The following is a 26,325-nucleotide window of genomic DNA, read 5'->3' as shown; positions in this document are numbered from 1 at the left end:
ACGGCGTAGGAACAGCGGCGGCGAACGCCGCCGAATCACATGGCTCCAATCCAGATCGCCATGGAGACGAGAAAGGTGCTCATGCAAACCAGTGAGATGACATCCTGAACCAGATCGGTCATAACTCTCTCCTGTTGTTGATATGTTCGTATTTTGTTCTAATTTTGTTTCAAAGTCAACGGACACAATCCGGCCGTGTCCGAATTTCCGGGCGATCAAATCGGCAGGGTTAAGAAAAGGTTGACGGGCGAACGACGGTTGCCCGGCGCCGACCAGGGCACGACGAGACTGGGGTCAGGTCGAGCCGAGAATGGTGGATTTCGAGAACCGGAGCGGAGCGTACTTTTGGGTACGTGAGCACCGTTCTACCGCGACGGGGTAGAACGGGAAGCGCAGGAAGCCGCCTTTCGCAGGCCGGCCTCCCCCCAGTATCGCGGTGCCCTAGAGCGGCACCACTTTACCGTCGGCCAACGTGACGCGCCGGTCCATGCGCGATGCCAGCTCGTGATTGTGGGTGGCGATCAGCGCCGCGAGGCCCGATTGTTTGACCAGCGCCGCCAGCGCCTCGAACACATAGGACGCGGTGACCGGGTCGAGATTGCCGGTCGGCTCGTCCGCCAGCAGTACCAGCGGCGCATTGGCGACCGCACGCGCAATGGCGACGCGCTGCTGTTCGCCGCCGGAGAGCTCGGACGGCCGGTGCGCCGCGCGTTTGCCGATCTGCATGTAATCGAGCAGCTGCGCCGCGCGCTCGGCCGCGTCCTTGCGGCTGAGCCCCTTGATGAGCTGCGGCATCATTATGTTTTCCAGCGCCGAGAATTCCGGCAGCAGATGATGGAACTGGTAGACGAAGCCGACATCGTTGCGGCGGATCGCCGTGCGCTCGTCGTCGGACAGCCGCCCGCAGGCGCGGCCGGCCAGGATGACGTCGCCGGCGTCGGGACGCTCCAGCAGGCCGGCGGTGTGCAGCAGCGTCGACTTGCCGGTGCCAGACGGCGCCACCAGCGCCACCATCTCGCCGCGCTTCAGCGAGAAGTCCGCACCATTGAGAATGGTGAGCTTTCGCGGTCCCTGGACGTAGTGCCGCTCGACGCTCTTCAGCTCGATAATGACCTCGGCCACTATTCGTACCTCAAGGCTTCGACCGGATCGAGACGCGCGGCGCGCCATGCCGGAAACACCGTTGCCAGGAAGGACAGGCCGAGCGCCATCAGGACGACATAGGTCGTCTCGCGCGGATCCATCTTCGCCGGCAACTGGCTGAGGAAATAGAGTTCAGGATTGAACAGCACCTTACCGGTCATCCACGAGAAGAACTGGCGGATCGATTCGATGTTGGTGCAGATCAGTACGCCGAGCAGCACACCGGCAAGCGTGCCGGTCACGCCGATCGCCGCACCCGTCATCAGGAAGATGCGCAGGATGGCGCCGCGCGACGCCCCCATAGTGCGCAGGATGGCGATGTCGTGGCCCTTGTCCTTCACCAGCATGATCAGGCCGGAGATGATGTTCAGCGCCGCCACCAGCACGATCAGCGTCAGGATCATGAACATGACGTTGCGTTCGACCTGCAGCGCGGAGAAGAAGGTCTCGTTGCGCTGGCGCCAATCGACCATGTCGATCGGCCGCTGCGCCGCCGCCTCCACTTTCGGTTTCAGCGCATCGACATCGTCTGGATTGTCGACATAGATCTCGATCGTTTGCGCCCGCCCGTCCATGTTGAAATAAAGCTGCGCTTCGGAAAACGGCATGTAGACGATGGACGTGTCATATTCGGACATGCCGACTTCGAAGATCGCCGCGATCTTGTAGCCCTTCATGCGCGGCGTGGTGCCGATCGGCGTCACGTCGCCGTCGGGCGAAATCAAGGTGATGGTATCGCCAAGCGTCAGGCCGAGATTCTCAGCCATGCGCTTGCCGATGGCAACGCCCTCGCCAGAGTCGAAATCGGCGATCGAGCCCTGCTTGATGTTGCTGGCAACGATGGCGATCTTGCTCAGATCCTCGCCGCGTATGCCGCGAACCAGCGCTCCGGTTCCGCCGCCGACATTGCCTTGCGCAAGCACCTGGCCATCGATCAGCGGGATGGCGTATTTAACGCCTGCTACACCGTTGATGCGGCTGGCGACCTGCGCATAGTCCTCCAGCGGCGAATCGAGCGGCTGCACGATCAGGTGACCGTTGACGCCGAGGATGCGCGTCAAAAGCTCCGCCCTGAAACCGTTCATCACCGCCATGACCACGATCAGCGTGGCGACGCCCAGCATGATGCCGAGGAACGAGATCGAGGCGATCACCGAGATCACCGTCTCCTTGCGCCGCGAGCGCAGATAGCGCCAGGCGACCATGCGCTCGAAGATGGAAAAGGGTCCGGCGCCGACCGATCTTGCCGCCACCGCCTCGCTCATGCGGCGACACCGAAGCGCTTCTTCGCATCCGCGATCGGCAGCGTCTCGCGCTCGCCGGTCTTGCGGTTCTTGATCTCGATCTCGCCGGCGGCGACACCGCGCGGTCCGACGATCACTTGCCAGGGAAGGCCTATCAGGTCGGCGGTGGCGAACTTGCCGCCGGGCCGCTGGTCGGTGTCGTCGTAGAGCACGTCCTTGCCGGCGGCGACGAAAGCGGCATGCAGTTCGTCGCAGACGCCGTCGCACTCGGCGTCGCCCGCCTTCATGTTGATCAGCCCGATGTCGAACGGCGCCACCGCCTCCGGCCAGATGATGCCGTTGTCGTCATGGCTGGCTTCGATGATCGCCGCGACCAGCCGCGACGGACCGATGCCGTAGGAGCCGCCGGAGACGAAATGATCCTTGCCGTCGGGTCCGGTCACCTTGGCGCCCATGGGCTTGGAATATTTGTCGCCGAAATGGAAGATGTGGCCGACCTCGATGCCGCGCGCCGAAACCTTGTCGCTCTCGCCGATCTTCTCCCACGCCGCCTCGTCATGCATCTCGTCGGTGGCGGCGTAGGGCGTCGTCCATGTTTTGACGATGTCGGCGATCTCGGCGTCGTTGGCAAAATCGGTGTTGGCACCGGGCACATCGAGCGCAAGATAGTCGCGGTGGCAGTAGACCTGGCTCTCGCCGGTGTCGGCCAGGATGATGAATTCATGGCTGAGATCGCCGCCGATCGGCCCGGTGTCGGCCCGCATCGGTATTGCCTGCAGCCCCATGCGCGTAAAAGTCCGGAGATAGGACACGAACATCCTGTTGTAGGCCGCCCTGGCGCCTTCGAAGTCGAGATCGAAGGAATAGGCGTCCTTCATCAGGAACTCGCGCGACCGCATGACGCCGAAGCGCGGCCGCACTTCGTCGCGGAACTTCCACTGGATGTGGTAGAGATTGAGCGGCAGGTCCTTGTAGGACTTCACATAGGCGCGGACGATCTCGGTGACCACTTCCTCATTGGTCGGGCCGTAGAGCATGTCGCGGTCCTGCCGGTCCTTGATGCGCAGCATCTCCTTGCCGTAGTCGTCATAGCGGCCGCTTTCGCGCCACAGATCGGCCGACTGGATGGTCGGCATCAGAATTTCCAGCGCACCGGCGCGATCCTGCTCCTCGCGGATGATGCGGCATACCTTGTCCAGCACCCGCTTGCCGAGCGGCAGCCACGAGAAACTGCCCTGCCCCTGCTGGCGGATCATGCCGGCGCGCAGCATCAGCCGGTGCGAGACGATCTCGGCCTCGCGCGGATTTTCTTTGAGGATCGGCAGGAAATAGCGCGACAAACGCATGGGCAGGTCCGTGAGTGAGGAGGGCCGCGTCAGAATCGGCGCGACTTTGGCTTGCTTGACCCGGCTTCATAGCCATTTCAAGGCGGAATGGGAACCCGGACGCTTCGGCCCGAAAAGCGGAATCGATTTCCAAAAAACATGGGTAGCCGGGATCAGAAGCGTCGCACCGCCGTTCGCCCGTCCAGAAGACCCATGGCGCTGCAAGGCCTCCCGGTCATTGTGCGCGTCTTGGTGATCGTTCGCCAAGCAACGCCTGCCACACTATTGTGCAGTGCAGCACGAGAATGCCCGTTTCAAGGCAAAATTCTTCGTGACATTTTCATTCGCCTTAGGCTAATGTACCTCGATAACCGAGAGGGCAGAAAAAAATCTGCTCTCCTACGCGGTCAAAGTCTTGGGAGGATGCGATCTAGGCGCGGTTACTCGCTGCCGCCGGAAACCGGAAACAGATCGGACGCGTTTAAATTGCAAGGCCTCGTGCCTTGCATTTTTTTTGTGCAATCATCTGCTTAGCGCAACGCATTGCCAAACCACCTTACCCAGCGTCAGCGCTCGTCAGGCCGCAAAACGGCACGACATTCCCCGCCGAAACCCGCCCGGTTCCGACATATGAAAACGCCGTCGCTGGACAGTCTATTTAGCCGGCGTCTGGCTGAATTCCGGCACGATGTGCGGGATGTCGTTGAGGCTGTATCCCAGCCCATGCGTCAGGCCATAGAAAATGCCCATCAGGATCGCGGTGGCGATGGTGGTGCGGATCACGGCGCGCAGCATGTGAGGCCCACGCGGCGCGCTCGGAACCGTGCCGAGCGTCACGTCGTGATCGTCGTCCTGCGTCCTCACGCTGAACGGCAGCACGGCGAACAGCACCACCCACCAGGTCGCGAAAAACAGGGCGGTGAACGAAACCCAGCTCATGATTGCTCCAGTTCGATCAGCGTGCCGAAGAAATCCTTCGGATGCAGGAACAGCACCGGCTTGCCGTGCGCGCCGATCTTCGGATTGCCGTCGCCCAGCACGCGGGCGCCGGCGGCCTTGAGCTGATCGCGCGCGACCAGGATGTCGTCGACCTCATAGCAAAGGTGATGCATGCCGCCGGAGGGATTCTTCTCCAGGAAGGCGGCGATCGGCGATCCCTCGCCCAAAGGCTCCAGAAGTTCGACCTTGGTGTTGCCGACATTGACGAACACCACCGTCACCCCGTGCTCCGGCAGCGCCTGCGGCGCCGTCACCTCCGCGCCGAGCGTGTTGCGGTAGGCCGCTACGGCAGCAGCCAAATCCGGCACGGCAAGCGCGACATGGTTCAGACGTCCGAGCATAGGTTTTCCCCAGGGCAGTAAGGCAATAGGGCAGTATGGCAATAGGGGAAAAGCTGACCTGCCTCGTATCGAAATCCCTACTGCCCTACTCCCTTACTGCCCCACTCCCCTCAGCGAGTAACGAACACCGTCACCAGCGGCTTCTTGCCCCAGGCTTCGTTGGCGGCGCCGCGCACGGCGCGCCGCACTGCTTCCTGCACCAGGTCGAGGTCTTTTCGGCGCTGACGGGGGATCGAGTCCACCGCGCCGATTGCCGCATCGATCATCAGATCTTCCAGCGACTCGCCACGGCCATCGGCCTCGGCGACGCCGATGGCGACCAAATCGGGGTCGCCGGCAAGCTCATATTTGTCGTCCAACACGACATTGACCGCCACGTGGCCGGCAAAGGACAATTTGCGCCGGTCGCGGATGCCCATTGCCTGATCGGTGCCGATCAGTCTGCCATCCTTGTAGATACGGCCGAACGGCACCTGATCCATGATGGTGGCTGGACCGGGAGCAAGCCTGAGCATGTCGCCGTCGCGCACCTGCGCCACCTGGCCGATGCCCGATGTCGACATCAGCGAGCCCTGCGCCACCAGATGTGCCGCCTCGCCATGCACGGGAACGCCGATCTGCGGGCGCACCCATTCATACATCTTGCGCAATTCGCTGCGCCGCGGATGGCCGGAGACATGCACCAGCGCATCGCCATCCTCGATGATCTTGACGCCGAGGTCGATGAGACGGTTCTTGATCTCGAGGATCGCCTTCTCGTTGCCGGGAATCGTACGCGAGGAAAACACCACCGTGTCGCCTGCCGTCAGCGACACCGACTTCATCTCTTCGCGCGACAGCTTGGCCAGTGCGGCCAGCGGCTCGCCCTGGCTACCCGTGCAGATGATGACCAGGTTTTCGCGCGGGATGAAACCAAAATCCTCCTCGGCGATGAACTCCGGCAGACCGTCCATGTAGCCGAGTTCGCCGGCCACATCGATGACCCGCTTCAGCGAACGGCCAAGCACCAGGCACTGGCGTCCGGCATCGCGCGCCGCTTTGGCGATCGAGACGATGCGTCCGACATTGGAGGAGAACGTGGTGACGGCGACACGGCCCTTGGCAGCCTGGATGACGCCCTTGAGGCCCTCGCCCACAGCCACTTCCGAAGGCGACTCGCCTTCGCGCAGCGCATTGGTCGAATCGCAGATCAGCGCCAGAACGCCCTTGTCGCCATAGGCGCGGAAACGCGCCTCGTCGGTCTTCGGCCCGATCGTCGGCTCCGGATCGATCTTCCAGTCACCGGTATGGATGACGGTGCCTGCCGGCGAGGTGATCGCCAGCGACATCGGCTCGGGAATCGAGTGCGCGACCGGAATGGCTTCGATCTCGAAGGGGCCGACGGTGAATTTCTCGCCCGCCCGGTAGATCGTGACCGGTATTTTCGGTGCGCCCTGCTCGCCTTGCCGCTTGGCTTCCAGCAGGCCGGCGCTGAACGGCGTCATCCAGACCGGCGCCTTCAGCTTCGGCCATGTGTCGAGCAGCGCGCCGTAATGGTCTTCATGCGCATGCGTGATGATGATGCCGCGCAGATTGGCGAGGTTCTCCTCGATGAAGCGTGTGTCGGGCAGCACCAGGTCGACGCCCGGCAGGCTGGCATCGGGGAAGGTCACTCCGACATCGATGACGATCCATTCGCGCGCGCTGGGCGGCCCGTAGCCGTAAAGAGCGAAGTTCATGCCGATCTCGCCGACGCCGCCGAGCGGCACGAAGACGAGTTCGGCGTTTTCCGCTTTCGCCATGATTTTTCCCTTCCTGGCCCTCAGGCCAAGCTCAAAAGCAATTCCGGGAAAAGTGTGTAACGGTTTTCCCACCGGAGTTGCGCAAAAACAAACAGTTAGAACCGTTCATGAACGGCCCTATGCCCTGGCCGAAGCGACCGCGCCGAAATGCACATCGCCGGCGGCGATCGTCCGAACCGAACCTTCATCGTCGCGGATCACGAAACGGCAGTCCTCGTCAATGGTCTCAAACACCCCGCGCACCACATTACCGTCAATTCTGACGGCAACCTCGCCGCCGAGCCCCGCGGCACGATCAAGCCACCGTCGCCTGACGGCGGCAAGTCCGCGCCCCTCATCCCACAATCGGGCATTCTCGCTCCAGGCATCCGACAGCGCCAGGAACAGTGTTTCCGCATCGCATGCCGCGCCCAGCGCGCGCAAGGAAGTTGCGGGATACGGCAAATCCTCAGGGTATGCCACCACATTGACGCCGATGCCGACCGCCACTCCGAAACGGCCGCCCTCGAGGATTGCCGATTCCAGCAGGATGCCGGCCAGCTTGGCGCCGGAGGCAAGCACGTCGTTCGGCCATTTCAGCTCGAAACGGTTTTTTCCTTCGCTGCCACCGTCGAGGCCAATGGCGATCCGGCCCTTCGGCACCACGGCATCGAGTGCATCGGCCAGTGCCAGTCCTGCGACGAAGCCCAATGTCGCGGCAAGGCGAAGCTCTGCCTTGGTGATGACGAGCAGCGTCGCCGCCAGATTGCCTTCCGGGGTCGCCCAGACGCGGCCGCGCCGGCCACGCCCGCTTTCCTGCTTCTTGGAAACGACCCACAATTTGCCGGAGTCGCCTGCCCTTGCGTGGTCCAGTGCCAGCGCATTGGTGGAGCCGACGCTCTCATGCGCCTCGAGCCGGAACCCTTCCGACGCCGAGGTTGGAGCCAGCCGAAATGCCATGCCGTCTAGAAAAACGTCTTGGCGGCGGCTTCGGCATAGGTGCCGATCGGCCCACCGATCAACACGTAGAACAGCACGAAGGCGCCGGAGACGCCGAGCACGACACGCAATTCCGTCGCCATCGGCACGAAGCCGCCGACCGGTTCGTCGAACCACATGATCTTGATGATGCGCAAATAGTAATAGGCGCCCACCACCGAGGCCAGCACGCCGATGATCGCCAGCGCGTAGAGATTGGCGTTGATGGCGGCGAGGAAGACGTACCATTTCCCCCAGAAGCCGGCGAGCGGTGGAATGCCGGCGAGTGAGAACATCAGGATGGTCAGGATCGTCGCCATGACCGGATTGGTCGACGACAGGCCGGCCAGGTCGCTGATCTGCTCGACATTGCCTTCCTTGCGCCGCATGGCGAGGATGAAGGCGAAGGTGCCGAGCGTCATCACCAGATAGATCAGCATGTAGATGGCAACGCCGCGCACGCCGGCCTGGCTGTTGGCGGCAAGGCCGACCAGCGCGTAACCCATATGGCCAATCGAGGAATAGGCCATCAGGCGCTTGATGTTGGTCTGCCCGATTGCGGCGAAGGAGCCGAGTGCCATCGAGGCGATCGAGATGAAGACGATGATCTGCTGCCAGTCGGCGGCGATCGGCTTGAACGCGCCCATGGTGACGCGCACGATCAGTGCCATCGCCGCCATTTTCGGCGCCGCCGCCAGGAAGGCCGTCACCGGAGTCGGCGCGCCCTCATAGACGTCAGGCGTCCACATGTGGAACGGCACCGCGGAAATCTTGAAGGCAAGGCCGGCCAGCACGAAGACGAGGCCGAAAACGAGGCCAAGCTGGCGCTCGCCGCTGCCGAGTGCCGTGGCGATTTCCTGGAAGCCGGTGTTGCCGGTGTAGCCGTAGACCAGGCTGATGCCATAGAGCAGCATGCCCGATGACAGCGCACCGAGAACGAAATATTTGAGGCCCGCTTCGGTCGAGCGCAGATTGTCGCGGTTGATCGCGCACAGCACATAGATCGCCAGCGACTGCAGCTCGAGGCCGAGATAGAGGCCGATCATGCTGTTGGCCGAGATCATCAGCATCATGCCGAGCGTGCACAGCAGGATCAGCACCGGATATTCGAACTTGTCGAAGCGTTCAGCCTTGGCGAAGCGCATCGACATCACCAGCGTCACCGCCGAGCCGACCAGTGCCAGCACCTTCATGAAGCGGCCGAAGGAATCCTGGATGAAGGCATTGCCATAAGCGCTGCCCTGCCCGGTTCGGAAGATCAGCCAGGCGCCCGCGATCGCCAGCACGGCAACCGCGAGGCCGGTTACCGTGTTGGCCGTGTTGGCGCGCGAATAGGCTCCGACCATCAGCAGCGCCAGCGCTCCGACGGCAAGGATCAGCTCTGGCGTCGAGAGCGACAGGCTGGAGAGAAGGTCCGGCGTCATGGTTCGCAAAACCTCTGGTCAGTTCGCCGCCGCGGTCTGCGCGGCGCCGATGGATGCAGTGACATTGGTGACGAGCGACTTGACCGATTGGGCCGTCGCGTCGAAGACCGGGGCGGGATAGACGCCGAAGAAGATGACCAGCACGACCAGCGGGTAGATGATCACCTTCTCGCGCGGCGACAGGTCGAGCAGGCCCTTAAGGCTCTCCTTGGTCAGTGCGCCGAAGATCACCCGGCGGTAGAGCCAGAGCGCGTAGGCGGCCGACAGGATGACGCCGGTGGCGGCGAAGAACGCCACCCATGTGTTGACCCGGAAAACGCCGAGCATGGTCAGGAACTCGCCGACGAAGCCGCTGGTACCGGGCAGGCCGACATTGGCCATGGTGAAGATCAGGAACACCGTGGCGTATTTCGGCATGTTGTTGACCAGCCCGCCATAGGCCGCGATCTCACGTGTGTGCATGCGGTCGTAGATGACGCCGACACACAGGAACAGCGCGCCGGAGACGAGGCCGTGGCTGAGCATCTGGAAGATCGCGCCCTGCACGCCTTCCTGGTTCATGGCAAAGATGCCCATGGTGACGAAGCCCATATGGGCAACCGACGAATAGGCGATCAGCTTCTTCATGTCCTCCTGCATCAGCGCCACCAGCGAGGTGTAGATGATGGCGACGACGGACAGCGCGAAGACCAGCGGCGCGAACATTTCCGACGCCAGCGGGAACATCGGCAAGGAGAAGCGCAGGAAGCCGTACCCGCCCATTTTCAACAGGATGCCGGCCAGGATGACGGAGCCCGCCGTCGGCGCCTCGACGTGCGCGTCGGGCAGCCAGGTGTGCACCGGCCACATCGGCATCTTCACCGCGAAGGAGGCGAAGAAGGCAAGCCATAGCCAGGTCTGCATGTTGGCCGGGAAATTGTGGGTCAGCAGCGTCGGGATGTCGGTTGTGCCGGACTGGAAGAACATCGCCATGATGGCGAGCAGCATCAGCACCGAACCGGCGAGCGTGTAGAGGAAGAACTTGAACGAGGCGTAGACGCGCCGCTTGCCGCCCCAGACGCCGATGATGATGAACATCGGGATCAGGCCGGCTTCGAAGAAGACGTAGAACAGCACGATGTCCAGCGCGCAGAACACGCCGATCATCAGCGTTTCGAGCAGCAGGAAGGCAATCATGTAGGCCTTGACGCGCTTCTCGATCGATTCCCACGAGGCCAGGATGCAGAGCGGCATCAGGAAGGTCGTCAGGATGACGAACAGCATCGAGATGCCGTCGACGCCCATATGGTAGGAAATGCCGGAATCGAGCCAGGCGACCTTCTCGACGAACTGGAAGCCGGACTGCGAATTGTCGAATCCGGTCCAGATGAACAGCGAGATGATGAACGTGAAAGTCGTCGTCAACAGCGCGATGGCGCGGATGTTGCGGCGTGCATTTTCGCTGTCGTCATTGATGAACAGGATAAGCAGCACACCAACCAGCGGCAGGAAGGTGACCAGCGAGAGGATTGGCCAGGCGGTCATCAGAGCATCATCCAGGTGACGAGTGCGGCAACGCCGATCAGCATGGCGAAGGCGTAGTGGTAGAGATAGCCGGTCTGCAGCTTGACGACGCGGTTGGTGACATCGACGACGCGCGCCGAAATACCGTCGGGGCCGAGGCCGTCGATGACGGTGCCGTCGCCGGTCTTCCACAGGAAGTGGCCGAGGCGCTTGGCGGGCCGCACGAACAGGAAGTCGTAGAGCTCGTCGAAATACCACTTGTTGAGCAGGAAGGCGTAGAGCCCGCGATGCTGCGCGGCCAGGTTGACCGGCATTTCCGGCGAGCGGATGTAGAATTTCCAGGCCAGCGCGAAGCCGATCAGCATGGCGATAAAGGGCGACAGTTCGACCCACAGCGGCAATTCGTGGATGTCGTGCAGGATGTGATTGTCAGGCAATGTGAACAGCGATGCCTTCCAGAACTCGGCATAGCCCTCGCCGATGAAGACGTTGTGGAAGATGACGCCGGCAAACAGCGCGCCCGCGGCCAGGATGAACAGCGGCACCAGCATCACCGGCGGCGATTCATGGACATGGTGCATCACCTCATGGCTCGCCCGCGGCTTGCCGTGGAAGGTCATGAAGATCAGCCGCCAGGAGTAGAAGGAGGTGAAGCAGGCGGCGATGACCAAAAGCACGAAGGCCATGCCGGCAACCAAATTGTGGCCGGCAAAGGCGCTCTCGATGATGGCGTCCTTGGAAAAGAAGCCGGCGGTGCCGATGACCGTCACCGGAATGCCGACGCCGGTCAGCGCCAGCGTGCCGATCACCATCATCCAGTAGGTGGTCGGGATCAGTTTCCTGAGGCCGCCCATATTGCGCATGTCCTGCTCGTCGGACACGGCGTGGATGACCGAGCCCGAGCCGAGGAACAGCAGCGCCTTGAAGAAGGCATGCGTGAACAGGTGGAAGATCGCCGCGCCATAGGCGCCGACGCCGAGCGCCACGAACATGTAGCCGAGCTGCGAGCAGGTCGAATAGGCGATGACGCGCTTGATGTCGTTCTGGACGAGACCGACGGTGGCCGCGAAGAAGGCCGTGAAGGCACCGATGAAGGTCACGACCGTCAGCGCCGAATGCGACAGTTCGAACAGCGGCGACAACCGCGCCAGCATGAACACGCCCGCCGTCACCATGGTGGCGGCATGGATCAGGGCCGAAACCGGCGTCGGGCCTTCCATGGCGTCCGGCAGCCAGGTGTGCAGCGGCACTTGCGCCGACTTGCCCATGGCGCCCATGAACAGGAGCAGGCAGACGATCGTCATGGCCGCCTGCTTGTCCAGCGCATGGCCAAGGAAAGTCAGCACCGCGGCACCCTGCGGTGCACCTTCGGCCGGGATGAACGTCGCCGCATTGGCGAAAATAGTGCCGAGATTGACCGAGCCGAACAGCACGAACACGCCGAAGATGCCGAGTGCGAAGCCGAAATCGCCGACGCGGTTGACGACAAAGGCCTTGATTGCCGCGGCATTGGCCGACGGCTTCTTGTACCAGAAGCCGATCAGCAGATAGGACGCCAGCCCCACCCCTTCCCAGCCGAAAAACATCTGCACGAGGTTGTCCGCCGTCACCAGCATCAGCATGGCGAAGGTGAACAGCGACAGATAGGCGAAGAAGCGCGGCCGGTTCGGATCGTGGTGCATGTAGCCGATCGAATAGATGTGGACCAGCGCCGACACGGTGTTGACCACCACCAGCATGACCACCGTCAGCGTGTCGATCCGCAGCGCCCAGGACGCTTCCAGCCCACCCGACTGTATCCAGCGCAGCACGGGCACGGTGAACACCTCGCCATGGCCGAAACCGACGGTGAAGAACGCGACCCACGACAGCACGGCCGCGATCACCAGGAAACCCGAGGTGATGTATTCGGACGCCTTGGCGCCGAGCGACGTGCCGAACAGGCCGACGATCAGGAAGCCGAGCAGGGGAAGGAAGACGATGGCCTGATACATGGTGGTTCCGTCAACCCTTCATCATGTTCACGTCTTCGACCGCGATCGAGCCGCGGTTGCGGAAGAAGACGACGAGAATGGCAAGTCCGATGGCGGCTTCGGCCGCCGCGACCGTCAGCACGAACAGCGCGAACACCTGGCCGACCAGATCGCCGAGTGCTGCCGAAAAGGCGACGAAGTTGATGTTGACCGCCAGCAGGATCAGCTCGACCGACATCAGGATGACGATGACGTTCTTGCGGTTCAGGAAGATGCCGAACACGCCGAGCGTGAACAGAACAGCCGATACGGTCAGATAATGTGCGATGCCGACAACCATTTCAGAGTCCCTCGCCTGTCTTGACCTTGCGGATTTCCATGCCGGTCGCCGGTGTGCGGCCGACCTGGGCTGCGATCGACTGCCGCTTGACGCCTGGCTTGTGGCGCAGCGTCAGCACGATGGCGCCGATCATGGCGACCAGCAGCACGAGGCCCGAAATCTGGAAGTAGTAGAGGTAGTCCGTATAGAGGATGTCGCCGAGCGCGGCGGTATTGGTCCGCGTGGCAAGATCCGGAATGGGCTTGGAGACCGTCGAAGCGAGCTGCGGCGCGAAGGTGTAGCCGCCGAGAACCACGATCAGCTCCGCCGCCAGGATCAGCCCGACCAGCGCGCCGATCGGCGCATATTGCAGGGCGCCGCTCTTCAGTTCGGCGAAATCGACGTCGAGCATCATGACGACGAACAGGAACAGAACCATCACCGCGCCGACATAGACGACGAGCAGGATCATCGCCAGGAACTCGGCGCCGGTCAGCATGAACAGGCCGGCGGCGTTGAAGAAGGTCAGGATCAGGAACAGCACCGAATGCACGGGGTTGCGCGACGAAATGACCATGAACGCCGATGCCACCGCGACAAAGGCGAAGAGGTAGAAAAAGGCCGCCTCTAGTCCACTCAACATTGGGGATCCCCCGGGTTCCTGTACAAACAGGACAACCGTCCTGTTTCGATGTTTGCCGCCTCAGGCTGCAAGTTTCGTTGTGTCCTTAGACGAGGCCCCTCGCCCCGTCCATGCGTCAAATATCAGCGGTAGGGCGAGTCCAGCGAGATGTTGCGCGCCAGCTCGCGCTCCCACCGGTCGCCATTCGCCAACAGCCTGTCCTTGTCGTAGTAGAGTTCCTCGCGCGTCTCCGTCGCGAACTCGAAATTCGGCCCCTCGACAATGGCGTCGACCGGGCAGGCTTCCTGGCAGAAGCCGCAATAGATGCACTTCACCATGTCGATGTCGTAACGCACCGTGCGGCGGGTGCCGTCATTGCGGCGCGGGCCGGCCTCGATGGTGATGGCCTGCGCCGGGCAGATCGCCTCGCACAATTTGCAGGCGATGCAGCGTTCCTCGCCGTTCGGGTAACGGCGCAACGCATGCTCGCCGCGGAAGCGCGGGCTGGTTGGCCCCTTCTCGTGCGGATAGTTGATCGTCTCCTTCGGCGCGAAGAACTGGCGCATCGACAGGAAGAAGGCGCTGACGAAATCCTGCAGCAGCAGCGATTTGGCGGCTTGGGAAAGAGCGGACATCACGCAAACCCCGTGATCTTGAGGAAGGCCGCGGTGGCGACCACCATGAACAGCGAGATCGGCAGGAACACTTTCCAGCCAAGCCGCATCAATTGGTCGTAGCGGTAGCGCGGCACGAAGGCCTTCACCATGGAGATGCCGAAGAACACGAAGCAGACTTTCAGCACGAACCAGATGACGCCCGGCACCCAGGTGAACGGCGCGAAGTCGAACGGAGGCAGCCAGCCGCCGAGGAACAGGATGGTGGCCAGCGCGCACATCAGCACGATGGCGACATACTCGCCGAGGAAGAACAAAAGGAACGGCGTCGACGAATATTCGACCATGTGGCCGGCGACCAGTTCCGATTCGGCTTCCACCAGATCGAAAGGCGGGCGGTTCGTCTCGGCCAGCGCCGAGATGAAGAAGATGATGAACATCGGGAACAGCGCCAGCCAGTTCCAGTCGAGGAAGGTGTTGGGCAGGCCAAGCCGCGTACCAATTCCATCATGCTGGGACAGCACGATATCGGTGAGGTTGAGCGAGCCGGCGGTGAGCAGAACGGTGACGATGACGAAGCCGATCGAAACTTCGTAGGACACCATCTGCGCGGCCGAGCGCAGCGCGCCGAGGAACGGATATTTCGAGTTCGACGCCCAGCCGCCCATGATCACGCCGTAGACCTCGAGCGAGGAGATGGCGAAGACATAGAGGATGCCGACATTGACGTTGGCGATTGCCCAGCCGTGGCTGACCGGGATGACCGCCCAGGCCGAGATCGCCAGCACGGCCGACACCAGCGGCGCCAAAAGAAACACGCCCTTGTTGGCGCCGGACGGGATGACCGGCTCCTTGAAGACGAACTTCAACAGATCGGCGAAAGCCTGCAGCGTGCCCCAGGGGCCGACGACGTTCGGGCCACGGCGCAATTGCACCGCCGCCCAGATCTTGCGGTCGGCGTAGAGGATGTAGGCGACGAAGATCAAAAGAACGACGATCAGCACGACTGACTTCAACAGGATCAGCAGCGCCGGCAGCACGTAGAAGGAGAAGAAAGTGTCCATGCTTATTCCGCCGCCTGCTTGAAGCCGCTCTTGGCCAGTGCCGAGCATTCCGCCATCACGGCCGATGCCCGCGCGATCGGGTTGGTCAGATAGAAATCCTTCACCGGCGAGGTGAAGGTGCCCTTATTCAGCCGTCCGCCGAGCTTCGCCACCTCGGCGATATCCTCGGCATTGCCGGCCGCGACCTGGTCGATACGGGCCAGATGCGGGTATTCGCCATAAAGCTTGGCGCGCAGCTGCGGCAGCGAATCGAACGGCAGTTTCTTGCCCAGCACATCCGACAGCGCCCTTAGGATCGCCCAGTCCTCGCGCGCCTCGCCCGGCGCGAAGCCGGCGCGGTTGGTCTGCTGCACACGCCCTTCGGTGTTGACATAGGTGGCCGATTTTTCCGTGTAGGCGGCCGCCGGCAGGATGACATTGGCGCGGTGCGCGCCCTGGTCGCCATGCGTGCCGATATAGACGACGAAGGCGCCGCCGGTCTTGGCCATGTCGATCTCGTCGGCGCCGAGCAGGAACAAGAGCTCCATTTCGCCCAGCATGCCGGCAACGTTTCTGCCGCCCTCGCCCGGCACGAAGCCGAGATCGAGACCGCCGACGCGCCCGGCCGCATTGTGCAGCACGGCAAAGCCGTTCCAGTCTGCGCGGGCAGCGTTGACGGCGGCCGCGAGCTTGGCCGCCTGGCCGAGCACGGCTGTGCCGTCGGCACGCGCCAGCGCGCCCTGTCCCACGATGATCAGCGGGTGTGTCGCCTTCTTCAGCGTCTGGAAGAACTTGCCGTTTCCGTCAGCCAAATCCTTCAGCGAATCCGGCCCGGCGCCCAGCTGTTCGTAGTCGTAGCGGGTATCGCCGACATCGCCGATGACGCCGACCGGCAGATTGCCGGTCCGCCAGCGCTTGCGGATACGGGCATTGAGCACCGAGGCTTCATAGCGTGGGTTGGCGCCGATGATCAGCACCGCATCGGCCTGCTCGATGCCTTCGATGGTCGGGTTGAAGATGTAGCTCGCGCGGCCGAGCGCCGGATCGAGTGCGGCGCCATCCTGGCGGCAATCGGTATTCTTCGAGCCGAGCGAAGCCATCAGCAGCTTGAGCGCATAGGTTTCTTCGACGGCGGCGAGATCGCCCGCGATAGCGCCGATCTTTTCGGGCGCCGTCTTCGACACCGCGTCCTTGATCGCGGCGAAGGCCTCGGCCCAGCTGGCAGCAACCAGCCTGCCGTCCTTGCGCACATAGGGGCGGTCAAGGCGCTGCGTGCGCAGGCCGTCCCAGATGAAGCGGGTCTTGTCGGAGATCCACTCCTCGTTCACCGCCTCGTTGACGCGCGGCAGGATGCGCATCACTTCGCGGCCCCGGCTATCGACGCGGATCGCCGAGCCGACGGCATCCATCACGTCGATGGATTCGGTCTTGGTCAGCTCCCACGGCCGCGCCTGGAAGGCGAATGGCTTCGAGGTCAGCGCGCCGACCGGGCAAAGGTCGATAACATTGCCCTGCAGCTCCGAGGTCATCGCCTGTTCGAGATAGGTGGTGATCTCGGCATCCTCGCCACGGCCGATCAGGCCCAGTTCGGAAATGCCGGCGACTTCGGTGGTGAAGCGGACGCAGCGCGTGCAGTGGATGCAGCGGTTCATCACCGTCTTCACCAGCGGTCCGATGTATTTGTCTTCGACCGCGCGCTTGTTCTCATGATAGCGCGAGGAATCGACGCCGAAGGCCATTGCCTGGTCCTGCAGGTCGCATTCGCCGCCCTGGTCGCAGATCGGGCAATCCAGGGGATGGTTGATCAGCAGGAACTCCATCACGCCTTCCCTGGCCTTCTTGACCATCGGCGTGTTGGTGAAGATTTCCGGCGCCTCGCCATTCGGGCCGGGACGCAGGTCGCGCACGTTCATGGCGCAGGAGGCCTGCGGCTTGGGCGGCCCGCCCTTCACCTCGATCAGGCACATGCGGCAATTGCCGGCGATCGACAGCCGCTCATGGAAGCAGAAGCGCGGCACTTCCGCGCCAGCGTCTTCCGCCGCCTGCAGCAGCGTGTAGTGGTCGGGTACAGTGATCTCTTTCCCGTCGACCTTGAGCTTTGCCATTCGCCTCAAACCCCTGCGGAGTTCCCGCAATCTCTTTTTCCGGACGCGGTCGAGACCACGTCGAGCACTTCATTCACTTCTTGACGGCGAGCGCCGCCGCTTGAGCTGTCCAATCGTCGCGGCCGATGCGGCCGCCGAGCGACAGATAGTCCTCGACCCAGGCAACCTCTTGCGGCGTCCATGCCGCGATCTGGGCATACGTCCAGATGCCGAGGCCGTTGAGAACCTTTTCCAGCTTGGGCCCGATGCCCGATATCGCCTTGAGATCCGCCGGTTTCGCCGGCTTCTCCACGGCCTTGGGCTGCCTGAAATCCTCGGGCAACAGCGCATCGCCGACGCCGCTTGTTGCTGGAGCGGCGTTTGCGGCCGGCACGGCAGTTGCGGCTTCCTTGGCGAGCAATATCGGTGACCTCCCTGGCGAAGGACTGCGCCTCGGCGATCATGGTTTTCGCCGTCGCCCGCGCCTTGGTGGAGGAAGGACTCGGTTCATCGAACTGCGCGACGCGCGCCTCGAAATCATCGACGATCGGCTGCAGCAGCCGTTGCGAGGCTTGTGCCGCACCTGAAAACGCGCCCAGCCAGACGCCGAAAGCATGATTGGCAAGCCCAAGGCCAAGCGCCGACATCGCCGCCGCACCCGCCACAGGATGCACGAAAAGGTTGACGGCACTGGCCATCTCCTTCGGCATCATCCTGGTCAAGTCCTGGTTCATCTGCTCGATCTGGTCCAAATTGGGCATCAGCGGGTTCGAATACGGCGCCATAGAGTTCTCCTGGTCGTTTCGTCGTTCGCCCCGCCCTTCGCTGCGGACTTTCGTCCGCGTAAACGTTCTTCTATTCCGCCGCCACCATCACAGGCTCGGCCCGGTGCGCATTGCGCGAAAACTCGTCGATGCGCCGCTCCACTTCGCCGCGGAAATGCCGCATCAGGCCCTGGATCGGCCATGCCGCCGCGTCGCCCAGCGCGCAGATCGTATGGCCTTCGATCTGCTTGGTGACGTCGAGCAGCATATCGATCTCGCGCTTCTGCGCCTCGCCGCGCACCAGCCGTTCCATCACCCGCCACATCCAGCCGGTGCCTTCGCGGCATGGCGTGCACTGGCCGCAGCTCTCGTGCTTGTAGAAGTAGGAAAGCCGCGCGATCGCCTTCACGACATCGGTCGACTTGTCCATGACGATGACAGCCGCGGTTCCGAGGCCGGATTTGAGATCGCGCAGCGCGTCGAAATCCATCGGCGCGTCGATGATCTGTTCGGCCGGCACCAGCGGCACCGAAGCGCCCCCCGGTATGACCGCCAAAAGATTGTCCCAGCCGCCGCGAATGCCGCCGCAATGCGTCTCGATGAGTTCGCGGAACGGGATCGACATCGCCTCTTCGACCGTGCACGGATTGTTGACGTGGCCGGAGATGCAAAACAGCTTGGTGCCGACATTGTTCGGCCGGCCGAAGGACGAGAACCAGGCCGCACCGCGGCGCAGGATGGTCGGCGCAACCGCGATCGATTCGACATTGTTGACCGTGGTCGGGCAGCCATAGAGGCCGACATTGGCCGGGAATGGCGGCTTCAGCCGCGGCTGGCCCTTCTTGCCTTCGAGGCTTTCGAGAAGTGCTGTCTCCTCGCCGCAGATATAGGCGCCGGCGCCGTGGTGCATGTAGATGTCGAAATCGTAGCCGGAGGTGTTGTTCTTGCCGATCAGCTTGGCCTCATAGGCCTCCTCGATCGCGCGCTGCAGCGCCTCGCGCTCGCGGATGAACTCGCCGCGCACATAGATGTAGGCGGCAACCGCACCCATGGCGAAACCGGCAAGCAGCGCGCCCTCGACCAGCGTGTGCGGGTCGTTGCGCAGGATGTCGCGGTCCTTGCAGGTGCCGGGCTCGGATTCGTCGGCGTTGATCACGAGATAGCTCGGCCGGCCATCGCTCTGCTTGGGCATGAACGACCATTTGAGGCCGGTCGGGAAGCCGGCGCCGCCACGGCCGCGCAGGCCCGACGCCTTCATCTCGTTGACGATCCACTCGCGGCCCTTGGCGACGATGCCGGGCGTGTTATCCCAGGCGCCGCGCGCCATCGCGCCGGCCAAGGACTTGTCGAACAGGCCGTAGATATTGGTGAAGATGCGGTCTTTATCCCCGAGCATTTTTCGTCCCTCAGACCGGCTTCTTGCCGAAGACGCGGATGTATTCGGCGACGCCACCCTTGGCGAGCGCCTTGGCCTGCTTGACCCAGTCGTCGCGATCGATGCGGCCCTGGAAAGAGAGATAGCCATCCACCCACTCGCGTTCGGCCTTCTTCCACGACGCGACCTGCGCGAAGGTAAAGATGCCCAGCGTATGCAGGATGCCCTCGATCTTGGGGCCGACGCCGGAGATCAGTTTGAGGTCATCGACCTGTGCCGGCCTGTCGATGCCGGCCGGGCGGTTCTTGTCCCCGAGCGACGGTTTGGCCGGCTTGGCGGCCGGTACCTTGACCTCTGGCGCCTTGAAGGCGGAGGCCGGCTCGGCCTTGGTGATGGGGCCACTGCGCTGCTTGGAAACCTGCTCGACTTTGGAGTCTGCCTTGTTGGCATTGGCGGCCGAATGCAGTGGAGCGGCAACACTCGCCGCCTTTTCAACCGCCGGCGCGACCTTGGTTTTTGAAGGCGTCTTCAACGCCGGGCTGGTTTCAGGGGCGTCGGTCTTCGGCTTGCTGGTGTTGGACGGTGCGACAGGGGCCGGCGCCGGCACCGGCGCTGCGACGATCGCGTCGGGTGCCGCCCTGGCGGCCTTGGCCGCCTCCCTGGCTTCCCTGTCGCGGGTCGACTTGAGGATCGCCTTTTCGCTTTTCAGCGTGGTGAGGCCGGAGGCCGGCTCCGAGCCGGTGCGGCCATTCTGCGGCCCCGGTTCCACCGCAGCACCCTTGCCGGCGTCATAGAGATCGATGATTTCAGCCAGGCGTTCCGGCGTCAGATCCTCGAACGTGTCCTTGAAGATCATCACCATCGGCGCGTTGACGCAGGCACCGAGGCATTCCACCTCTTCCCAGGACAAGGTTCCCTTGTCGTTGGTGTGGAACTGGTCGTGATGGATTTTGGAGCGGCAGACATCCATCAGCGCTTCCGAACCGCGCAGCATGCAGGGCGTGGTGCCGCAGACCTGGATGTGCGCACGCGTGCCGACCGGATTCAACTGGTACTGCGTGTAGAAGGTCGCGACTTCCAGCCCGCGGATGCGCGGCATGCCGAGCATGTCGGAGATCGTCTCGATCGCCGCCTTCGTCACCCAACCTTCCTGCTCCTGTGCTATCATCAGAAGCGGGATGATGGCCGACTGTTCACGGCCCTTCGGGTACTTCTTGATCCATTGCTTCGCAGCCGCGGCATTCGCCCGGTTGAAGGCGAAGGATGCTGGCTGGACGCTGGCTTCTGCGAGACGGCGGACTGACATTTAGCGATCGACCTCACCAAACACGATGTCGAGGGAGCCGAGAACGGCGGTGACGTCGGCCAGCATGTGGCCGCGGCAGAGGAAATCCATCGCCTGCAGATGCGCGAAACCCGGCGCGCGCAGCTTGCAGCGGTAGGGCTTGTTGGAGCCGTCGGAGACCAGATAGACGCCGAATTCGCCCTTCGGCGCCTCGACCGCGGCGTAAACCTCGCCGGCCGGCACGCGATAACCCTCGGTGTAGAGCTTGAAGTGATGGATCAGCGCTTCCATCGAGCGCTTCATCGCCTGGCGCTTGGGCGGCACCACCTTGCCATCGAGGTTCGACACCGGGCCGGTGCTCTCCTTGCCGAGCAAAAGGTCGACGCACTGGCGCATGATCTTCGCCGACTGGCGCATTTCTTCCATGCGTACGAGGTAGCGGTCGAAGCAGTCGCCGTTCTTGCCGATCGGAATGTCGAAATCCATCTCCGAATAGCATTCATAGGGTTGCGACTTGCGCAGATCCCAGGCTGCACCCGAGCCACGCACCATCACGCCCGAAAAACCCCAGGCCCAGGCATCCGCCAGCGAGACAATGCCGATATCGACATTGCGCTGCTTGAAGATGCGGTTGCCGGTCAGCAGCCGGTCGAGGTCGTCGATCGACTTCAGGAACGGGTCGATCCACTTGCCGATGTCCTCGACCAGTTGACGCGGCAGGTCCTGATGGACGCCGCCGGGCCGAAAATAAGCGGCATGCATGCGCGAACCGGAGGCGCGCTCATAGAACACCATCAGCTTTTCGCGTTCGACGAAGCCCCACAGCGGCGGCGTCAGCGCACCGACGTCCATCGCCTGCGTCGTCACATTGAGGATGTGCGACATGATGCGACCGATCTCGCTGTAGAGAACGCGGATCACCTGGCCACGCTTCGGCACCTCGATGCCGAGCAGACGCTCGGCGGCCAGCGCAAAGGCATGTTCCTGGTTCATCGGCGCGCAATAGTCGAGCCGGTCGAGATAGGGCACCGCCTGCAGATAGGTTTTGGCTTCGATCAGCTTTTCGGTACCGCGATGCAGCAGTCCGATATGCGGATCGACGCGATCGACGACTTCGCCGTCCAGCTCCAGCACAAGGCGCAAAACGCCGTGCGCCGCGGGGTGTTGCGGGCCGAAATTGATGTTGAAGTTGCGGACGGAGGTTTCAGCCATTTACTGCTTTGCCTTCTCGTCACCCGGCAGCACGTAATCCGTACCTTCCCACGGGGACAGAAAATCGAAATTGCGAAATTCCTGCTTGAGCTCGACCGGCTCATAGATAACGCGCTTGGCCTCGTCGTCGTAGCGCACCTCGACGAAGCCGGTCAGCGGGAAATCCTTGCGCAAGGGATGGCCTTCGAAGCCATAGTCGGTCAGCAGGCGGCGCAGGTCGGGGTGGCCCGAGAACAAAACGCCGTAGAGATCGTAAGTCTCGCGTTCGAACCAGTCGGCGCCGGGATAGACGCCGGTGATCGACGGCACCATGGTTTCCTCGTCGGCCTGCACCTTGACGCGGACGCGCACATTCTGCTTCGGCGACAACAGGTGATAGACGACGTCGAAACGCTTGGCCCGCGACGGATAGTCGGCGCCGCAGACATCGATGATCGAGATGAACTGGCAGCGCGCATCGTCGCGCAGGAAGGTCATCACCTCGACCAGATCGCGCGGCTCGACATGGATGGTGAGTTCGCCATAGGCAAGCACCGCTTCACTGAAGCGGCCAGGCAGCTTCTCGCCGAGATAGGTCGACAGTTCGCTCAGGGATGCGGTCATGACAACCTCGCCAACCAGCCTATAACATTGCGCGAGTACACTGGATCTTTCTCACCGAACCAAGCGCACTCTCTGGCAGTGTCAAGGGCCAAAAAAACCTGACATTCATTGTCGTCGCCTGGCTCCCCAAAAAACAACTTTCCGACAAGCGGCCGGGCTTCAAGATTTGCCGGGTCGCCATTCAGCGCAACGCACTCCACAAACAATTTTTCGCTTGCCGCGCCGTTGGCGGACGAGCCCTCGCAGGAAACCTTGGCCGACATTTCTGCAACCAGATTTTTAGTTCGATCACCGAGCGACCGCAGTCTCACGTCACCATAATAAAAAACAGATCGAGGGTCGCCTGTGAGCTTGGCCTCCCAGTCATTCAATAAGATGTCGATACCGAGACCAGCATCCCCAAATTTTGTATCAGTTAAGAACTCGGAAGAATAAAACCGCTTCCCCGATTCGTATACGTCAAATCGTTGATCCAAGGTTTTGAACGTTAACCCCAGCCAAGGCTCAGGGTTGCCATAAATAATCTGCTCTTTACCCATGACGACTACCGTTCGATCGTGCCGGTGCGGCGGATCTTCTTCTGCAAGAGAAGAATGCCATAGAGCAGCGCTTCGGCGCTCGGCGGGCAGCCGGGCACATAGATGTCGACCGGCACGATGCGGTCGCAGCCGCGCACCACCGAATAGGAATAGTGGTAATAGCCGCCGCCATTGGCGCAGGAGCCCATCGAGATGACGTAGCGCGGCTCCGGCATCTGGTCGTAGACCTTGCGCAGCGCCGGCGCCATCTTGTTGGTCAGCGTGCCGGCGACGATCATGATGTCGGACTGGCGCGGAGACGCACGCGGCGCGACGCCGAACCGCTCCGAATCATAGCGCGGCATCGAGGTGTGGATCATCTCGACCGCGCAGCAGGCGAGGCCGAACGTCATGAACATCAGCGACCCGCTGCGCGCCCAGGTGATGAGCGCCTCGGTCGAAGTGACTAGAAAGCCCTTGTCGGCCAACTCGTTGTTGATCTCGAGGAAGAAGGGATCGTCCTCCCCCACCGGCCTGCCGGTGTTGGGATCGATGATGCCCTTGGGCTTCGGCGCGACGAGGGTGCCTGAACTGTCGTTCAATCCCATTCCAGCGCTCCTTTTTTCCATTCATAGGCAAAGCCGATGGTCAGCACCGCCAAAAAAACCATCATCGACCAGAAACCGAGCATGCCGATCTTCGAAAACGACACCGCCCACGGAAACAGGAAGGCTACTTCCAGGTCGAAGATGATGAACAGGATCGACACCAGGTAGAAACGGATGTCGAACTTCATGCGGGCGTCGTCGAACGAGTTGAAACCGCACTCGTAGGCGGAAAGCTTTTCGGGATCGGGATTGCGGTAGGCCACCAGGAAGGGCGCGGCCAGCAGCGCCAGGCCGACAACCAGCGCCACGCCTATGAACAGGACGATGGGCAGGTATGAGCTCAAGAGTGCGTTCATGCTCGGCTTTCCGTTGGCGCCAATCCACGTTGATTACAGCACCGGACCCTAATGCGGAAGCGTGACAGTTTAACCGCTGAACCGTTTTAAGGGCCTATGCTGCAACGCGGCGAGGGTTAGCGCAGCACTTCCAGCGAAGCAAGTCAAACCTTGTTCAAAACATCGACCTGGACGGCATATCGCGGCAAACTGGTCCGATCCGCTCCTGTTTGATTTCCTTCGCTTTTTACTCCACTTTTCTCTCCTGACATGGATGCCGCCAAAACCCTGCTAGCATGGGTTGGAATCAGCCATTCGACCCTCGGTCAAAACACGTCAAAGTGATACCTGCATGAAGGAAAAGATCTCGCTCCCGATGGCCCGGCGCATCGCCCTTGCCGCCCAGGGGTTCCTCGATCCTCGCCCGACCGGCACGCCCGACCGCCGGCATTTTGCCCGCACGCTCTCCCGCACCGGCCTGTTGCAGATCGATTCCGTCAGCGCGGTGGTGCGCGCTCATTATATGCCGCTCTATTCGCGCCTTGGCCCTTACCCGCTCGCTCTGCTCGACAACGCGGCCGTGACGCGCAAGCGCATGGTTTTCGAATATTGGGCGCACGAGGCCTCCTTCCTGCCGGTCGAGACATACCCGCTGATGCGCTGGCGCATGCAGCGCGCCGAGCGGGGCGAGGAAATGTATCTAGGTCTCGCCAAATGGGGCCGCGAGCACGCCGCCTACATCGAAGAGATCTACCGCGAGGTCGCCGAGCGCGGCCCGATCGCCGCTTCCGCGCTGGAGGGCCAGAAAGGTTCGGGCGGCTGGTGGGGCTGGAGCCATGCCAAACACGCCTTCGAATGGCTGTTCTGGGCCGGCCGCATCACCACGGCGCACCGCCGCGGTTTCGAGCGCTTCTATGACCTGCCCGAGCGCGTGCTGCCGCAGGCGATCCTCGATCTGCCGGTGCCGACGCCTGAGGACGCGCACCGCGAATTGCTGCGCATTTCCGCCCGCGCCCACGGCGTGGCGACTTCAGGCGATTTGCGCGATTATTTCCGCCTGTCGCCGGCCGATATGAAAGGCCGGCTGGAGGAACTGGTTGAAACGGGCGAGTTGCTGCCGGTGCGCGTCGAAGGCTGGGACAAGCCCGCCTATCTTCATAAAGACGCGCGTCTGCCGCGCAAGATCGAGGCCCGCGCCCTGCTGGCGCCGTTCGATCCTGTCGTCTTCGAACGCTCGCGCACAGAGCGGCTGTTCGACTTCCACTACCGCATCGAGATCTACACGCCGGCCGACAAGCGGCAATACGGCTATTATGTCCTGCCGTTCCTGCTCGGCGACAGGATCGTGGCACGCGTCGACCTCAAGGCCGACCGTCCGGCCAGCATACTGCGGGTCCATGCGGCCTATGCCGAGCCCGGTGCGCCGCCTGAAACCGCTGCGGAGCTGTTCGAGGAACTGAAGCAGATGCAGGGCTGGCTCGGGCTCGAACGCATCGAAGTGACGCCTGCCGGGGATTTGGGTCCGGCGCTGGCCGACATAGCCGTGTCGTAAGCTCGCGTTGACACCGCCGCCCGCAAAAGCCTAAATCCGGTTCCAGATGGTCCCTTGCCCGCAACGGCAAGGGCTAAGAGGGAATGCGGTGCGGGGCAAAATCCCAAATCCGCGGCTGTCCCCGCAACTGTAAGCGAAGAGCCAAGGCCGAAAACCACTGGGAATTCCCGGGAAGGCGGCTACCCAAGGCGATGACTCGCGAGCCAGGAGACCTGCCGTCTGCGACTGTAGAATCCGATCGCCCGGCGGGTTTCCGGGCAAGGAGCCCGATCTTTGGACCACGACAGCAGTTTTTCGGCTGGCACAGCGGATATTTCCGGCCATGATGATGCCTTGGCCGGCGTCACCATCATCGTCTGCGGCTCCTGCCGCAATGAGACCGGCTCCGACGCTCATCCCCGCGCCGGCGAGTTGCTGACGGACGACACGCGCCGCGCCGCCGCTGGCGACGATATCCGCATCCGCAGCGTCGAATGCCTTGGCAATTGCAAGCGGCGCCTCAGCGCCGCGATCCTGCGCGACGGCTGCTGGAGCTATGTCTTCGGCGACCTGACCGCGACCAGCGGCGCCGACCTCGTGACAGGCGCAAAGCTCTTCGCCACCTCGAAAGATGGCCTGATCCCGTGGCGTGGCCGCCCCGATAGCCTCAAGCGCGGCCTCGTGGCCCGCATTCCACCCATCGACATGCTGAAGGATTGACC

24 protein-coding genes, 1 pseudogene and 1 riboswitch are annotated in these 26,325 nt (G+C 62.6%); of the genes and pseudogenes, 2 read left to right on the top strand and 23 right to left on the bottom strand.

Features of this window, described 5'->3' with window-relative positions; translation table 11 throughout:
* Window positions 1-441: 441 nt before the first annotated feature.
* The 23 genes and pseudogenes from RPF88_RS04700 to RPF88_RS04590 all read right to left on the bottom strand — a co-directional run bounded on the left by RPF88_RS04700 (window position 442) and on the right by RPF88_RS04590 (window position 24,093).
* Complete coding sequence (locus RPF88_RS04700) at window positions 442-1,125, bottom strand: ABC transporter ATP-binding protein (RefSeq protein WP_027160544.1); 684 nt, start codon at window positions 1,123-1,125, stop codon at window positions 442-444.
* A complete protein-coding gene (locus tag RPF88_RS04695; RefSeq protein ID WP_013531108.1) occupies window positions 1,122-2,408 on the bottom strand; it encodes a lipoprotein-releasing ABC transporter permease subunit in 1,287 nt (428 codons plus the stop codon). Before RPF88_RS04695 ends, RPF88_RS04700 begins: the two co-directional genes overlap by 4 nt.
* Window positions 2,405-3,733, bottom strand: coding sequence for a proline--tRNA ligase (gene proS / locus RPF88_RS04690; protein ID WP_013531107.1), 1,329 nt, complete (start codon window positions 3,731-3,733; stop codon window positions 2,405-2,407). The genes RPF88_RS04695 and proS overlap by 4 nt, the downstream gene beginning before the upstream one ends.
* Window positions 3,734-4,366: 633 nt before the next feature.
* Window positions 4,367-4,651: a DUF1467 family protein gene (locus tag RPF88_RS04685; protein WP_013531106.1), complete on the bottom strand. Its 285-nt coding sequence runs from the start codon at window positions 4,649-4,651 to the stop codon at window positions 4,367-4,369.
* A complete protein-coding gene (gene mce, locus RPF88_RS04680) occupies window positions 4,648-5,052 on the bottom strand; it encodes a methylmalonyl-CoA epimerase (RefSeq protein WP_027160545.1) in 405 nt (134 codons plus the stop codon). The genes RPF88_RS04685 and mce overlap by 4 nt, the downstream gene beginning before the upstream one ends.
* A gap of 110 nt (window positions 5,053-5,162) precedes the next feature.
* Window positions 5,163-6,833 carry a ribonuclease J gene (locus tag RPF88_RS04675; protein ID WP_013531104.1) on the bottom strand — a complete coding sequence of 557 codons (1,671 nt, stop codon included), beginning with the start codon at window positions 6,831-6,833 and terminating at the stop codon, window positions 5,163-5,165.
* Between the two features lie 117 nt (window positions 6,834-6,950).
* Window positions 6,951-7,772 (bottom strand): biotin--[acetyl-CoA-carboxylase] ligase, encoded by an 822-nt coding sequence (locus RPF88_RS04670; RefSeq protein ID WP_024501356.1) that lies wholly within the window; start codon window positions 7,770-7,772, stop codon window positions 6,951-6,953.
* A 5-nt stretch (window positions 7,773-7,777) separates the two neighbouring features.
* A complete protein-coding gene (gene nuoN / locus RPF88_RS04665; protein WP_013531102.1) occupies window positions 7,778-9,214 on the bottom strand; it encodes an NADH-quinone oxidoreductase subunit NuoN in 1,437 nt (478 codons plus the stop codon).
* 18 nt (window positions 9,215-9,232) lie between these two features.
* A complete protein-coding gene (locus tag RPF88_RS04660; RefSeq protein ID WP_024501357.1) occupies window positions 9,233-10,738 on the bottom strand; it encodes an NADH-quinone oxidoreductase subunit M in 1,506 nt (501 codons plus the stop codon).
* Window positions 10,738-12,711, bottom strand: a complete 1,974-nt coding sequence (nuoL, locus tag RPF88_RS04655; RefSeq protein WP_337121786.1) for an NADH-quinone oxidoreductase subunit L — start codon at window positions 12,709-12,711, stop codon at window positions 10,738-10,740. The genes RPF88_RS04660 and nuoL overlap by 1 nt, the downstream gene beginning before the upstream one ends.
* 10 nt (window positions 12,712-12,721) lie before the next feature.
* On the bottom strand, window positions 12,722-13,030 hold the full coding sequence (nuoK, locus tag RPF88_RS04650) for an NADH-quinone oxidoreductase subunit NuoK (protein WP_010910101.1): 309 nt from the start codon (window positions 13,028-13,030) through the stop codon (window positions 12,722-12,724).
* 1 nt (window position 13,031) lies between these two features.
* Window positions 13,032-13,652 (bottom strand): NADH-quinone oxidoreductase subunit J, encoded by a 621-nt coding sequence (locus RPF88_RS04645; RefSeq protein WP_013531099.1) that lies wholly within the window; start codon window positions 13,650-13,652, stop codon window positions 13,032-13,034.
* 122 nt (window positions 13,653-13,774) lie between these two features.
* On the bottom strand, window positions 13,775-14,266 hold the full coding sequence (gene nuoI / locus RPF88_RS04640) for an NADH-quinone oxidoreductase subunit NuoI (protein WP_013531098.1): 492 nt from the start codon (window positions 14,264-14,266) through the stop codon (window positions 13,775-13,777).
* A complete protein-coding gene (gene nuoH, locus RPF88_RS04635) occupies window positions 14,266-15,309 on the bottom strand; it encodes an NADH-quinone oxidoreductase subunit NuoH (protein ID WP_013531097.1) in 1,044 nt (347 codons plus the stop codon). Before nuoH ends, nuoI begins: the two co-directional genes overlap by 1 nt.
* A 2-nt stretch (window positions 15,310-15,311) precedes the next feature.
* Window positions 15,312-17,393 (bottom strand): NADH-quinone oxidoreductase subunit NuoG, encoded by a 2,082-nt coding sequence (nuoG, locus tag RPF88_RS04630; protein WP_337121784.1) that lies wholly within the window; start codon window positions 17,391-17,393, stop codon window positions 15,312-15,314.
* A 73-nt stretch (window positions 17,394-17,466) separates the two neighbouring features.
* Window positions 17,467-18,157: pseudogene (locus RPF88_RS04625) on the bottom strand (NADH-ubiquinone dehydrogenase).
* A 70-nt stretch (window positions 18,158-18,227) separates the two neighbouring features.
* On the bottom strand, window positions 18,228-19,532 hold the full coding sequence (nuoF, locus tag RPF88_RS04620; protein ID WP_013531094.1) for an NADH-quinone oxidoreductase subunit NuoF: 1,305 nt from the start codon (window positions 19,530-19,532) through the stop codon (window positions 18,228-18,230).
* Between the two features lie 10 nt (window positions 19,533-19,542).
* Window positions 19,543-20,817 (bottom strand): NADH-quinone oxidoreductase subunit E, encoded by a 1,275-nt coding sequence (locus tag RPF88_RS04615; protein WP_337121782.1) that lies wholly within the window; start codon window positions 20,815-20,817, stop codon window positions 19,543-19,545.
* Entirely contained in the window at window positions 20,818-22,008 is a 1,191-nt protein-coding gene (locus tag RPF88_RS04610) for an NADH-quinone oxidoreductase subunit D (RefSeq protein ID WP_024501361.1), read from the bottom strand.
* Entirely contained in the window at window positions 22,009-22,611 is a 603-nt protein-coding gene (locus RPF88_RS04605; protein ID WP_337121781.1) for an NADH-quinone oxidoreductase subunit C, read from the bottom strand.
* Window positions 22,608-23,150, bottom strand: coding sequence for a hypothetical protein (locus RPF88_RS04600; RefSeq protein ID WP_063172422.1), 543 nt, complete (start codon window positions 23,148-23,150; stop codon window positions 22,608-22,610). The genes RPF88_RS04605 and RPF88_RS04600 overlap by 4 nt, the downstream gene beginning before the upstream one ends.
* A 5-nt stretch (window positions 23,151-23,155) precedes the next feature.
* On the bottom strand, window positions 23,156-23,737 hold the full coding sequence (locus RPF88_RS04595) for a NuoB/complex I 20 kDa subunit family protein (protein ID WP_013531090.1): 582 nt from the start codon (window positions 23,735-23,737) through the stop codon (window positions 23,156-23,158).
* Window positions 23,728-24,093, bottom strand: a complete 366-nt coding sequence (locus RPF88_RS04590; RefSeq protein ID WP_010910112.1) for an NADH-quinone oxidoreductase subunit A — start codon at window positions 24,091-24,093, stop codon at window positions 23,728-23,730. The genes RPF88_RS04595 and RPF88_RS04590 overlap by 10 nt, the downstream gene beginning before the upstream one ends.
* 331 nt (window positions 24,094-24,424) lie before the next feature.
* Here RPF88_RS04590 and RPF88_RS04585 point away from each other — a divergent pair, with 331 nt between their 5' ends.
* Together RPF88_RS04585 and RPF88_RS04580 are read left to right on the top strand one after the other, a co-directional pair.
* Window positions 24,425-25,624 (top strand): winged helix-turn-helix domain-containing protein, encoded by a 1,200-nt coding sequence (locus RPF88_RS04585; protein WP_337121779.1) that lies wholly within the window; start codon window positions 24,425-24,427, stop codon window positions 25,622-25,624.
* 30 nt (window positions 25,625-25,654) lie between these two features.
* Window positions 25,655-25,858: riboswitch (cobalamin riboswitch) on the top strand.
* Window positions 25,859-25,897: 39 nt separating this feature from the next.
* A complete protein-coding gene (locus RPF88_RS04580) occupies window positions 25,898-26,323 on the top strand; it encodes a DUF1636 family protein (RefSeq protein ID WP_337121777.1) in 426 nt (141 codons plus the stop codon).
* Window positions 26,324-26,325 lie beyond the last annotated feature (2 nt).

The sequence above is a fragment of the Mesorhizobium sp. ISC11 genome (assembly GCF_037162595.1).
In the GTDB taxonomy this organism is placed as follows: Bacteria; Pseudomonadota; Alphaproteobacteria; order Rhizobiales; family Rhizobiaceae; genus Mesorhizobium; species Mesorhizobium ciceri.
Note: the sequence above shows the minus strand (reverse complement) of the source record. Positions and strands in the feature narration are given on the sequence as shown.